General features: G+C 60.7%; 13 protein-coding genes, 1 tRNA gene and 1 riboswitch. Of the genes, 10 read left to right on the top strand and 4 right to left on the bottom strand.

Annotated features, from left to right (window positions below):
• Positions 1 to 721 precede the first annotated feature (721 nt).
• A complete protein-coding gene (locus JMA46_RS12040; RefSeq protein WP_207345586.1) occupies positions 722 to 1030 on the top strand; it encodes a prevent-host-death family protein in 309 nt (102 codons plus the stop codon).
• On the top strand, positions 1027 to 1593 hold the full coding sequence (locus tag JMA46_RS12045; protein WP_207345587.1) for a type II toxin-antitoxin system RelE/ParE family toxin: 567 nt from the start codon (positions 1027 to 1029) through the stop codon (positions 1591 to 1593). Before JMA46_RS12040 ends, JMA46_RS12045 begins: the two co-directional genes overlap by 4 nt.
• 80 nt (positions 1594 to 1673) lie before the next feature.
• Here JMA46_RS12045 and JMA46_RS12050 read toward each other — a convergent pair.
• A tRNA-Ser gene (locus JMA46_RS12050) sits at positions 1674 to 1763 on the bottom strand.
• Between the two features lie 83 nt (positions 1764 to 1846).
• Here JMA46_RS12050 and JMA46_RS12055 point away from each other — a divergent pair.
• Both JMA46_RS12055 and JMA46_RS12060 read left to right on the top strand, forming a co-directional pair.
• Positions 1847 to 3091, top strand: coding sequence for a crosslink repair DNA glycosylase YcaQ family protein (locus tag JMA46_RS12055; RefSeq protein ID WP_247647263.1), 1245 nt, complete (start codon positions 1847 to 1849; stop codon positions 3089 to 3091).
• Positions 3079 to 3546 carry a hypothetical protein gene (locus tag JMA46_RS12060; protein WP_207345589.1) on the top strand — a complete coding sequence of 156 codons (468 nt, stop codon included), beginning with the start codon at positions 3079 to 3081 and terminating at the stop codon, positions 3544 to 3546. Before JMA46_RS12055 ends, JMA46_RS12060 begins: the two co-directional genes overlap by 13 nt.
• Here the strand turns inward: JMA46_RS12060 and tadA are convergent.
• A complete protein-coding gene (gene tadA, locus JMA46_RS12065; protein WP_348770147.1) occupies positions 3543 to 4028 on the bottom strand; it encodes a tRNA adenosine(34) deaminase TadA in 486 nt (161 codons plus the stop codon). The two genes, JMA46_RS12060 and tadA, sit on opposite strands and share 4 nt — an antisense overlap.
• Before the next feature lie 22 nt (positions 4029 to 4050).
• On the opposite strand from tadA, the gene upp reads away from it, so the two are divergent.
• A complete protein-coding gene (gene upp / locus JMA46_RS12070) occupies positions 4051 to 4689 on the top strand; it encodes a uracil phosphoribosyltransferase (RefSeq protein ID WP_207345590.1) in 639 nt (212 codons plus the stop codon).
• A gap of 109 nt (positions 4690 to 4798) precedes the next feature.
• Here upp and JMA46_RS12075 read toward each other — a convergent pair whose 3' ends face one another.
• On the bottom strand, positions 4799 to 5548 hold the full coding sequence (locus tag JMA46_RS12075; RefSeq protein ID WP_207345591.1) for a hypothetical protein: 750 nt from the start codon (positions 5546 to 5548) through the stop codon (positions 4799 to 4801).
• A 4-nt stretch (positions 5549 to 5552) separates the two neighbouring features.
• A riboswitch (cyclic di-AMP (ydaO/yuaA leader) is annotated at positions 5553 to 5738 on the bottom strand.
• A 203-nt stretch (positions 5739 to 5941) separates the two neighbouring features.
• Here JMA46_RS12075 and JMA46_RS12080 point away from each other — a divergent pair.
• The 3 genes from JMA46_RS12080 to JMA46_RS12090 all read left to right on the top strand — a co-directional run bounded on the left by JMA46_RS12080 (position 5942) and on the right by JMA46_RS12090 (position 9125).
• On the top strand, positions 5942 to 6436 hold the full coding sequence (locus JMA46_RS12080) for a MarR family transcriptional regulator (protein WP_207345592.1): 495 nt from the start codon (positions 5942 to 5944) through the stop codon (positions 6434 to 6436).
• 9 nt (positions 6437 to 6445) lie between these two features.
• Positions 6446 to 7711, top strand: a complete 1266-nt coding sequence (locus JMA46_RS12085; protein WP_207345602.1) for an MFS transporter — start codon at positions 6446 to 6448, stop codon at positions 7709 to 7711.
• Positions 7712 to 8282: 571 nt separating this feature from the next.
• The gene (locus JMA46_RS12090) at positions 8283 to 9125 is read left to right on the top strand and encodes a winged helix-turn-helix domain-containing protein (RefSeq protein WP_207345593.1); all 843 of its coding nucleotides are present in this window, start codon (positions 8283 to 8285) and stop codon (positions 9123 to 9125) included.
• A gap of 9 nt (positions 9126 to 9134) precedes the next feature.
• Here the strand turns inward: JMA46_RS12090 and JMA46_RS12095 are convergent, their stop codons facing one another.
• Positions 9135 to 10613 (bottom strand): IS66 family transposase, encoded by a 1479-nt coding sequence (locus JMA46_RS12095; protein ID WP_207345594.1) that lies wholly within the window; start codon positions 10611 to 10613, stop codon positions 9135 to 9137.
• A gap of 145 nt (positions 10614 to 10758) precedes the next feature.
• Here JMA46_RS12095 and JMA46_RS12100 point away from each other — a divergent pair, with 145 nt between their 5' ends.
• Positions 10759 to 11052: a hypothetical protein gene (locus JMA46_RS12100; protein WP_348770148.1), complete on the top strand. Its 294-nt coding sequence runs from the start codon at positions 10759 to 10761 to the stop codon at positions 11050 to 11052.
• Between the two features lie 191 nt (positions 11053 to 11243).
• Positions 11244 to 11672: an OsmC family peroxiredoxin gene (locus tag JMA46_RS12105; protein ID WP_207345595.1), complete on the top strand. Its 429-nt coding sequence runs from the start codon at positions 11244 to 11246 to the stop codon at positions 11670 to 11672.
• Positions 11673 to 11778 lie beyond the last annotated feature (106 nt).

Below are 11778 nucleotides of genomic sequence, written 5' to 3' on the forward strand. Positions count from 1 at the left end.
TTATCTGACACTTGTCATGTGGGGCGCTGTGCAGTTCCTGAACGTTGTCTGTGACCTAGAATAAATTTGAAACAAACCAGCAAATTTTCGTGCAATATCCGTGTGTTGAGGAAAAAGCCTGCGTAAGTGTTTCGCGGCAGATGTTCTTCATGCGCGGGCGCGCGAGGACTGGCAGGGAACCCATCCCGGTGCAGCCAATTGACGACCTTGCAATGATGCCGATTGTGGACTCACCACCCCTCCCCGTCATTCGTACTGCAGCTAGTGCGGGTGACCATCATTGATACTGCAGCTGATGTGAGTGGTAGGTGGCGTCCTCAGTTCATATCGCAGCTGATGCGGGTGCCATCGCGGCTCACCGACATCTGCTGCAGTATGAACGGCCAAGGCCCTGGCCCCACTCACATGTGCTGCAGAATGACTCGAGACGACGCTTCGGCGCCCACCAGACCACTACGTGGTGTTCTCGGGCATAACGCCATTGACGACGCGAACTGAGCCTCCCAGCATCGATGAAATATTGGTCAGTGCCACAGCCTTCGCGGACTCACTGCTGTTTGCCGAAGCAAAGCCAACCCGGAAAGCCCAGTTTCGAAGCCTGGATCAAATAGAGCGCCGGAAGGCTGCCTTGAGCTGATCGAAGCAGAAGTCCTCAATTGGATCCCTACGCACCGTAAAACTCAAACTTGATGATCTACATAGAAATCTATATAGTTTTTGTATGAGCATCTTGACTATTACAGAAGCGTCGCGGGCAGGTATTTCTGCCTTGGTCGCGTCTGCAGAAGCAGGAAACGACATTCCTCTCTCTCGCCACGGCAAAGTCGTTGCCGAGGTTGTTTCTGCTGAGGAAATTTCCAGTCTGAGGCGAGACCGCGATACTCTTCGTGACGCTGCGCTCGTCATGGCCCGTTTCGCAACCGACACCTGCATTCGCACCGATTTGAATCAAGCCATGGAAAGTTTCGGCTTCACCCGTGCTGAGCTGGAAGCCGAGATTGTCGCCGACATCGCTGCAGGGCGAGCGTGACGACGCTTCCACAGCGCGTCTGCATAGTTCGGCTCACTGAGGATGCCATTGCCGACCTTCACCGGCTTGCCAAGAAGGATCCACACATCGTCCGCACGGTATTCAAGAAAATGTTGCTCCTTGAGCGTTCGACCAATGCCGGTGAACCCCTTATGGGAGCCTTGATTGGCTTTCGCAAACTCGTTGTCGGTGACCGCGACTGGCGAATCGTATGGCGAGTCACCGGAGACGCGGATGGCACCCCGATCTTGGATATTTTCGAAGTCTGGGCAGTGGGCGCCAGATCCGAAAGTGAGATCTACGAAGAGCTTAAAGCCCGTTTCTCCCAAATCGGCGACAACCCCAAGCTTCAACCGCTGAAGGACGTTATTACCCAGATGGGGCGCCTTTATGAATCCGTTGTGGCTGCGCCGGAACCCTTGAGGGAGTCCTCGATGCCAGAATGGCTCGAGACGGCGCTTCGAGTCCAGCTAAACCTTGGACTGGCGGAGATATCCACGCTTTCGGAGCAGCAGGGACAAGAGCTGTTGATGAAGCACTGGTCCAGCCGCGGCAAGCCATAGGCCGCTGGAAAAACTACTTCTGGGCAAAACAAAAACCCCTGCTTCCCTTCTACAAAAAGGGAAGCAGGGGCCTTGCCAAGTGGCGGTGACGGTGGGATTTGAACCCACGTTAGGCTCTCACCTAAACAACATTTCGAGTGTTGCACCTTCGGCCGCTCGGACACGTCACCAACGCGTCAACCTTACCGGCTCAAAGCCCCACAACAAAAATGAGTCCTGGGGGTGAGAAGCGATCATGGTGGAAGATGGGCCCATGGACAATGCAAGGGGGCGTGCCTGGAGCTGGCACAAACAGGGCTTGGACGGCTCGTTGGCGGGCAGCGATGCCGCGACCGTGCTGGGCGCGGCCGGATGGGCACGCTCCGTTGGTGGCGCCAACCCCTACCTGACCTTGTTTGCCCGGGCGGGGATTCGCCGGGCGGCAGCCGACGCAGCAGTGGCCACATTGAAAATTCATGAACTTCCGACGGCGCGCGGCTGCACCTATGTGCTAGGTGCGCAAGACTTCGCGTGGGCGCTCACGCTGGGCCAGGGAGCGGCGGAAGCAACGCTCAAGGTGCTTGACAAGCTCGGGGTGGCCCGCGCAGAAATTCAGAGCCTTGAAACGGAAATACTCCGTTTGCTGCATGACTCCGCAGCGAACGGCCTGGGAGCTCTGGATCCCCACCAGCTCAAGCACCAGTTGGGCGATGCCGTCCGCAGCTTGGGGGAGGAAGGCAAGAAGAAGGGCGCCTCAACGACGCTGCCCACAGTGCTGGGATTGTTGCAGGCTGACGGCCGCATCCGGCGCGTGCCCATCAATGGCCGGCTCGACCAGCAGCGCTACGCCTATACTGCTTGGGAATTGCCAGCTGCGGACGAGTCGCCGGAGCAGGCCAGGGCCAAGCTGATGGAAAATTACTTGGGCTGGACTGGCGGGGCGACGCTCAAGCAATCCCAATGGTTCACGGGATTTACGGTCGCCCAGACCAAGGCCGCGCTCGCAGCCATCAATGCCGTGGAAGCCCAGCCCAAGATAATCGAGCCTATGGAAACCCCAGCCGCAGATGCCCCGGACTTGTGGATGCTCCCTGCTGACATTGAGACGGTGGCGGATTTCGAGGCCCCGCAGGAGGAACAAATTCAGCTGCTTGCCGGCTCGGATTCGTTGTTTCTGTTGCGGCGCAATGCGGCCGATCATTTTGCCGAAGCAGACAGGGGCCGCCAATTGCTCAGTTCCACGCTGTCGCTGCAAGCCGACCTGCCAGACCATCCCATCGTGGACCGGGGGAGTATCATTGGCCTGTGGCAGTACGACCCCGGCCGGGAACGCATCGCCCACTGGCTTTTCAACGCCCCCACCGACGCCGTGAAGCAGCGCATCCTGGAGGTAGAAGCGTTCATTCGCGAAGACTTGGGTGACTTCCGCTCCTTCAGCCTCGATTCGCCGTCGAGCAGGCAAAAGCGGATTGACGCCCTCAATAACGCGGCGGACGGTGCCCAGCCATGCGAAAACTGACAGCATTCCTCGTGGCATCCGCCGTGGCCACGGTCGCGTTGCCGGTCGCAGCATGTTCACCGCAACCCGGCTCGCAGCCCTGCTTTCCGCCGCCGCTGTCGCTGAGCACCGCCACTGCCGCACCCGGCGATTCCGTCATGGTCTCCGCGAAGGACGCCACGTGCAACCCGCGGTACGGCCCCCACGCCCAGATCAAGGTTGAAGTATTCGACAGCGCAGGAACCATGGTTGTGGAGCGCACGGGCCCCATGAACGACGCCGGTGGGTTCAGTTTCAACTTTGAGCTGCCGGTCGCTGCCGTCCCCGGCACCTGGATGGTCTCCGCATTCCCGCATGATGTGGACTGGTGCGATGACACCGGACGGAACAACCGTGTGGGGCGCGGGCCGGGCGGTGAAGACATGCAGCGGGTTTCGTGCGTGCTGCCCTCACTGGAACTGCTCGTGGCTCCTTAGCGGTGGCCGCCAAAAAAATCCCTCAGCAGGGCCGCGCACTCGTTCTCCCGGACGCCGGGAAACACCTCAACCCAGTGATTTAGCCGACGTTCGCGCAGCACGTCAAAGACTGATCCCGCGGCCCCAGCCTTCTCATCCCACGCCCCGAAAACAACGCGCGGCACCCTCGCCAGCACAATCGCACCGGCGCACATGGCGCACGGTTCCAGTGTGACCACCAAGGTGCAATCCGCTAGGCGCCACGAGCCCAAGTTTGCCGCGGCTTCGCGGATAGCCACTATTTCCGCGTGCGCCGTGGGGTCCCCGTGCGCCTCACGTTCGTTGCGTCCTAAACCGAGGATCCCGCCGTCGGGCCCGAGGACAACTGCCCCAATGGGAACGTCGGCAGTCTGCAGCGCCAGTTGTGCCTGAGCCAGGGCAAGGCCCATCCACTCATGGTGGCGGGCTGATATTTCTGCGGCGGAACTTGCAGTGATGGGCACGGCTCAATGGTAGCTTTTATTCATGCGCGTACTGGTTGCGGATCATCCGCTGATTGCCCACAAATTGACTGTCCTACGGGACAAAAACACCCCGTCGCCGGTGTTTCGCCAACTCACCGAGGAATTGGTGACACTGCTGGCGTACGAGGCAACCCGGGAAGTGCGGGTGGAGCCGGTGAATATTGAAACGCCGGTGACCTCCACCATTGGCACCGGACTGGTCAAACCCACACCCCTGGTGGTGCCGATCCTGCGCGCCGGCCTGGGCATGCTCGAGGGCATGACCCGCTTGCTGCCCACGGCCGAAGTGGGCTTCCTGGGCATGGCCCGCAATGAGGAGACGCTCGAGGCGATTACGTACGCCGAAAGGCTTCCCGAGGATCTGACCGGACGCCAGGTGTATGTCCTGGACCCCATGCTGGCCACCGGTGGGACGCTGATCGAGGCGTTCAAGTTCCTCTTTGACCGTGGGGCCGCAGACATCACCTGCATCTGCCTGCTGGCAGCTCCGGAGGGACTGGCCAGGCTGGAAGCAGCCCACGGTGGGCGCGACAACGTGCACGTGGTACTGGCCTCCATTGATGAGGGCCTCAATGAGCAGGCGTACATTGTGCCGGGCCTCGGCGATGCAGGAGACCGCCTGTACGGCGTGGCCGGCTAAGTCGCTGCGACTGTGTTGGCGCCGATAACGGTGATAACTGGCGACGACGGCGTATCGTCTCGGCCAGCACGCAAGCTGACCCCGTCATGGCCGAGAACGGTGTGGAGATTTAGTACCAGTTGACGGCGTTTGAGTGGCCCCAAGCGGCGCACGGTGAGCCGTAGCGTTCTTGGATGTAGCCCAAACCCCAGGTGATCTGGGTCTTGTAGTTGGTCTTCCAATCGCTGCCGACGCTTGCCATTTTCTCGGCGGGCAGGGACTGGGCAATGCCGTAGGCGCCGCCGTCGGGGTTCTCGGCGGACGTGAGCCATTCGGATTCACGGTTCCACAGCTGCGTCAGGCAGCTCATCTGGTCAGCTCCCCAGCCTCGGGCAGCCAGTTCGCCGGCGGCATAGGCCTGGGCGCCAGCGGGGTCATCCACAACGACTGGTGCCGGTGCCGGTGCCGGAGCTGCTGCCGGTGTGGAAAGGGGAGTCACATCCGAGGACTGGGCCTTGGCGGCTGCAGCCTTTGCCGCTGCGGACGTGGAGGCAGCGGACGGCATGGAACCGATGTCCGCCCCCGCGAACGTGATGGGCGCATTCAGTGGTGCTGATACAGCCGGAGCCGATGCGTGCCCCGCTGCTGCCAGCAAGTTGGCGCCGCTCTGTGCGGTGGCTGTGTGTTCCACTGATTGAGTCACGGCACCGGCGGCAACGAGTGCTCCGACAACGGCAACGGCGGCCAAGTACTTGGCGGTGGTTGTGACCGTGGACTTGCCAGCCGCGCGGGTCCCTTTGCCTGCTGCTGCGAAGGCAAAAAGTGACGGGCGACTGGCGTTTTCGGCACGGCGACGGCCGCGCTGGGGTGATGCAGACATGGATGTAACCTCTCTACGCCTGCGAGGTGAGCTGTCGGGAATGGATTAGAGAATCCTGCTACGCGGCACAGGCAACCATGGCCTCATGCTCTGCGTTGGCTTAACCCCAAGGGCGTCCAAATGGAGGCCCACGAAGATTGGGTCCCCCGTCTCTGCCACGGGAATGGAGGGAAATGGGCGGCGGCAGAGCTCGGCGAACCGTCCATCTGTGCCATGAACCGTTGGTGGTTCAGCAGGCACTTTTGCCAGCGTAACGGAAATGAAACCATATGTCACATTATGGTAACGAGGTTTGTAGCAGCGTGAGCGAATCAACATTTACTTAGCAATGCTAAGGATATAAAGTGGAAAGCTGATGATACGAAACTTTTTTTCTTAGGCAGCAGAGCATTGATGACAGACACTTCCCTTGCATGTACGACGCCGGAACCCGGGTCCCGCGCAGCCGCTGCGGTTGTCGCTGCGGGCAGGCCCCTTGGTGCCGGGCCGCTGGCTGCTGAATTGCGGATTGCCGTTATGCGCACCTCGCGGCGGCTTAGGGCCGAGGCGGCATCGAGGGAAATCAGTCCCGGACAATATTCAGTGTTGGCCGCCATCCTTGACGGTCCACGGACAGTGGGGCAGCTCGCTGCCAGGGAGCAGATCCAGGCGCCGTCCATGACGCGAATCGTCAACGCACTGGCAGCGGCGGAACTGGTCAGCCGGGGTGAAAATCCACACGACAAGCGCCAAGTGTTGGTGAGCATTACAGAGACCGGCTCCACCACCTTATTGCGTGCACGGTCCAAACGGACGGCGTGGCTGGCCCGGCAGGTCGCTGCCCTCACCCCGCAAGAACGTGCCACCCTCCACGAGGCTGCCTTGATCCTGCAGGAGATGAGTGCCTAAGTGAATTCGATGTTCCGTGCACTGAAAGTGTTCAACTACAGACTCCGGGTGACCGGTGCACTGGTGTCCAACATTGGCACGTGGATGCAGCGTGTGGCCCAGGACTGGCTGGTGCTCACAGTCTTGACCCACAACTCAGGTACCGCAGCAGGCATCACCACCGGTCTGCAATTTTTGCCGATTGTCTTCCTTGGACCCTTCGCGGGGTTGTTGGGCGACAGGGTCAACAAGCGCAAGCTGCTGCTTGTCACCCAAACGTCCATGGGGTTTTGTGCGCTTTTGTTGGGCATTCTGGTCGTCACGGGGACTGTACAACTCTGGCATGTGTATGCATTGGCGTTCCTGCTGGGTGTGGCCAGCGCCTTCGACGCGCCCTCCCGGCAGGCGTTTGTCTCTGAAGTTGTTTCCAAGGAGGACGTGCCCAACGCCGTCGCCCTCAACAGCGCCTCCTTCAACCTGGCCCGGCTGGCCGGCCCCGGCGTGGCCGGCCTTGTCATTGCCGTGGTGGGAACCGGCCCGGCGTTTCTCATCAACGCCGCCAGCTTTGCCGCAGTGATTTTCTCGCTGTGGCGGATGCGCACCAACGAACTGTTCCCTGCTGTCAAAGTGCCGCGGTCCAAGGGCCAGATCCGCGAAGGGCTGGTGTATATCCGCCAGCGCCCGGACCTCATGATGATCATGGTCCTGGTCTTCCTCGTGGGCACCTTTGGGATGAACTTCCAGATCACGAACGCCCTCATGGCCACGACGGTGTTCCATCTCGGGCCGGGGGAGTACGGGCTGCTGGGCTCGGTCATGGCCATCGGCACGCTGGCCGCAGCGCTCATGGCGGCACGGCGGAAGAACATGCGCATGATGTACATCGTCGGTGGAGCGCTCGCGTTCGGCGTGACAGTATCAATCGCCGCCTTCATGCCCACCTATACGCTGTACGCGCTGGCGCTGGTGCCCGTGGGAGTCGCCTCACTGACCTTTATGAACGCGTGCAACACGACGGTGCAGCTGAACACCGACGCGGCCATGCGCGGGCGGGTGCTCGCTGTCTACATGGTGGTCCTGCAGGGCGGTACTCCCATCGGAGCACCCCTGGTGGGCTGGATCGCCACCGAATTTGGCGCTCGCTGGTCTTTGGGCATGGGGGCTGTGGTGGCCATACTGGCTGGCCTGGCTGCACTGATCCTTATGAATCGCCGCAACAACGTCAGGCTGCGCGACCAGTTCCGGGGCTTGCGCCCCTCCTGGAAGGTGCTGCCAACGCACCGCTCCGGGGCATAGCGCGGACTCTGCTCCATCCGCCAGGTCACGCTAGGTAAACGCCTGTTTACCTAGCGTGAAAAACTGGGATTTCCCTGAGTGCTGTCAAACAGTTGCGAGGTCATCATAGACGCGCCCAAATTAACTTTGAACTTATTTCTCGCATCTGCCTGATCCGAGAAATATCCAACAGGCTTATACGTCTTTTGATTCATTACGTTCGACACAAACCGTCATTTATACTAAAAATGAGAGCAATTCAACAATGTCGGATTGATCACAAAATAGAGCAGAATCTCACATAGTGGACACTTCGCCCCTTTGTTACTTGCAAGTTCGCTTTGTTACGTAGCAAACTGACTTACGTGAACAACCACTCAGTGAACTCTGCAGCCGCAGCAACGCTCTGTCTCGAATCGACCAGACCGTCTCTGAGTGGTTTTCGAATGCAGGCCTAACTCACAACCCTGGTAGCAACACTCCAGTCTTGGCCTCTGGGCCGGCCCATAAAAAAGGGCAGCAAAAGTTCTGTCAAGCAGGACTAATGGAAGCATTCGCGCCGTTGAGTACGGCCATACACTTAGGTAGTTCAATGTCAGTAGCATCTGGATACGTCCACATTTCAGTAAGAAACGCCGCCAAGGCCGTTGCCCGCAACACTGGGAGCGGACCCTTGGGTAGCTCCGTCCACGCCGAACATACTGGCTATTCAAGCCTTCGCCCGGATACCTCAAGCGCCGCCGAACGCCTGCGCTCCTACCCCGGCAGTGACAGCAACCCGATGACCGCACCCACGCCTGTCATCGCTGGTGGGGTGGACAAACTGCGCGGTGTCAGCCCGGATAACGTTGCCCGTGGCTTTGTGCTCTACGTCGGTGTCGATGAGGACACCGCAGCAGCAGCCGGCACCTCACTGGCCAAACTGGCCCAGGACATCCGCGCCTACGCACAAACCCTTGTACCTCAAGCCCAGAGCTACGCTGCCGTGGCCATTGCGCCGTCGGACGCCATTGGCACACCCCTTGACGTGGTCCGCTCAACGTTCGGCGATCCCACGGTGGCCTCCCGCCAGCGTCAGGAAACAGTCCGGATTCCGGCAGCAGAGCAGCGCCCTTCCGGCGTGTTGATCGATCTGGCCCGACGCGAAGTGCACCTGGACGGGGACACGCTGAACCTGACGTTCAAGGAGTTTGAACTGCTCAACTACCTGGTGGAAAACGGCACCCGCACCGTAGGCCGCGACGAACTCCTCGAGGGTCTGTGGTCCAACGCCGACGAGGTCCCCAACGAGCGCACCATCGACGTCCACATTCGCCGTCTGCGCTCCAAGCTGGGCCGCCTGGCCAACACCGTCCGCACCGTCCGCGGCGAAGGCTACCGCTTCTACGAGCACCCCGAAGTGGTTGTCTGGGCAGCTCCCGAATACTCGATTTAGCGTAACTGTTCAGGGGGTGGCGGGGAGCCATGGGTCCCCGGCAAAGAGGTCGTCGAAGGCGTCCAGGGCATTCTTGCCCTGCTTCCGTGCTGTTCCGATGTAGGAGCGCATGGCCAGGAACGCTTGTGCGCCTTGTGGTGAGCGCCAGCAGCCGGAGACTTTCTGTTGCAGCTTGACCATCCGCACCCCGCGTTCGGCTTCATTGTTGTCCCACGGAACTCGGAAGTCGGTCGCGAATCGCAGGACGTCGTCTTGGTTGGTCTCGAGCCGTTTGAGCAGGGACCGGACTGGTCCCATGGCCGGGCGCCCTCGTTTCCCGGTCGGTGGCGGCAATGGGTTGCCTTCGATCCCGTCGTGGATGATGCGCCGGTATCGTCGCCGGTAACCGCGCAGGGTTCGTTTGTTCAGGGACATTTTTCCGGCGGCCTTTGCCTCGTTGACGGCCACCAGCATTTCCACCAGGAGCCCGGCCATCCTCTCCGCCCATTCCTGCCCGCCGGCCTCGGCGATTCCGGTAAGTTCCCTAACATGGTGGGCATTGCATAATCCATGTTGCACCGGGAAGCGGCGGTAAGCGGGAAGTCCGTCATGGACCGCGACACCGTTGAATCCGTGACCCAGAATTCCCCCGGCCTCGATAGATTCCCTGCCCCGTCCAGGTGCCAGATGCAGCACCGTCAGCTCGGGCGTGCAGGCCACGTGCACCCACGCCAGATGCCCGTCAATCCGGGCACCGGTCTCATCAAAATGCGCCACCGGGGCCCGGTGCACCCGTTCCCGGACAGCATCCAGGAACGGGCCCAGCAGCTTCGCCGCCCGTAGTTGCAGGGACGCCAACCAGCCGGTGGACACCGGTGCCCCGAACGCATCGGCCAGCAGCTCGGCGGTCCGCGCGACCGGCAGGTGATGGCGATCCATCAAATAAGCGCCCAGCCCCTGGATGCGCGGTCCGTAGCAGGTGCTCGCGGTCGCCTCGGGCGGGAAGGAGGCATCAGTGAGATGCCCGCAGGAACACCGGCGGGTGCGCACCCGATGCTCGATGACTTCCACAGTGATCGGGGGCACATCGAAGACCTGACGGGAACGTTCCCCGGCCAGTGGTGCATCGGAGAGAGCCAACCCGCAGTTCCCGCACCGTCCCGGCTCGTGGACCAACACCACATCAGCAGTCTTGACCGGTTCCAAGCGCATGCCCGGCTCCCCGGCCTGTTTGCCCGGGGATTTACCCGAAGGGCGACGCAGGGACTTCGGCGCCGGCTTCACGAACGCGTCGGTGCTTGGCGGCTTCGAGGAATTCTGTGAGTTCTTCTTCAGGCGACCCTCCAACGTGGCCACCTTCGCCTTGAGGGCATCGATCTCAGCCTTCAAGTCCCTGATCAACCCGTCGCGTTCGGCCAGCCCGGCCAGCAACAACTCGATCCGCACATCCCGTTCCTCCAGCCCGGCCAGCAACGACTGGACCGTGGGAACCTCGGATGCGTCGGACATCTGAATCAACCAACCTGAAGATGGCGCCTAACTACCTGTGAACACCTTCAGGATCCACCCGACAAAGACGAAAACCCGGCAACACGCCGCACCGCACCCCTGAACAGTTACCATATTTCTACATATTCTTGGCGCAGCCGCGATCGTGGGCGGCTGGCTCGCCGCCTTCAAAACGCCCACCGTCACCCAGTGGCAGTGGATTGGCGCGCTGGTGCAGCTGATCACCGGCTTGTTACTGGTCGGTTTGGCTGAAATGGGCGATGGCGGCATCAACAACTTCAAGATCGGCGTCAAGCTTCTCATCGCCTTGGTTGTTCTCGTGGCAGCTTTCATTGGCCGTCGCAAGGTCAAGAATGGCCAGGATGTACCGAAGGGATTGGCTCACGCTGTTGGCGGCATGGCGTTCATCAACATTGCTGTGGCTGTCTTCTGGGTCTAACGGCTCTCCGGCTGCCTCAGTGAGGTTGAGCCACCAAAAAGGCACTTTCATTTTCCAGCAGGTGGATTATTTCCCTGGCCTCCGGACGTGAAAGTGTCTTTTTGCGTTTAAGGCATAGGCTTGAAGAGATGGTGCTGAGCTAACGCACAGCAGATCAACATTGCCCCTCATCACGATTCATAGGAGTGAACATGGCTACAACTCGTAACGCCCACGCAGGCTGGGTAGGCGACCTTCCCACAGGTGCCGGACAGGTCACCCTGGACAGCTCGGAAATTGGCAGCTTTGACATCACCTGGAAGGCACGCGCCGAAGCAGCCGAAGGCAAGACCAGCCCGGAAGAGCTCATCGCCGCCGCCCATGCATCATGCTTCGCCATGGCATTCAGCCTCTTCCTTGGCGAAGAAGGCAAGGCCGCAGACTACGTGAACACCTCCGCAGCAGTGACCTTCGTCCCGGGTACCGGTATCACCACAAGCCACCTGACGCTCGCCACCAAGATTCCCGGCATCAGCCAGGAAGACTTTGACCGCATCGCAGATGCGGCAAAGGCCGGTTGCCCCGTCTCTGCAGCGCTGGCCGGTGTGGAGATCACCCTCGAGGCAACCTTGGAGGCATAGTCCTGCAAAGTTGAGACCAGCAAAGTCGTTGGTCTGGGTGGTGGCTGCTCATGCAGCCACCACCCACATCTTTAATCCGCAGACTTCTTTGCCCCGAGATGTTCGT

This window comes from Arthrobacter sp. E3 (assembly GCF_017353415.1).
In the GTDB taxonomy this organism is placed as follows: domain Bacteria; phylum Actinomycetota; class Actinomycetes; order Actinomycetales; family Micrococcaceae; genus Specibacter.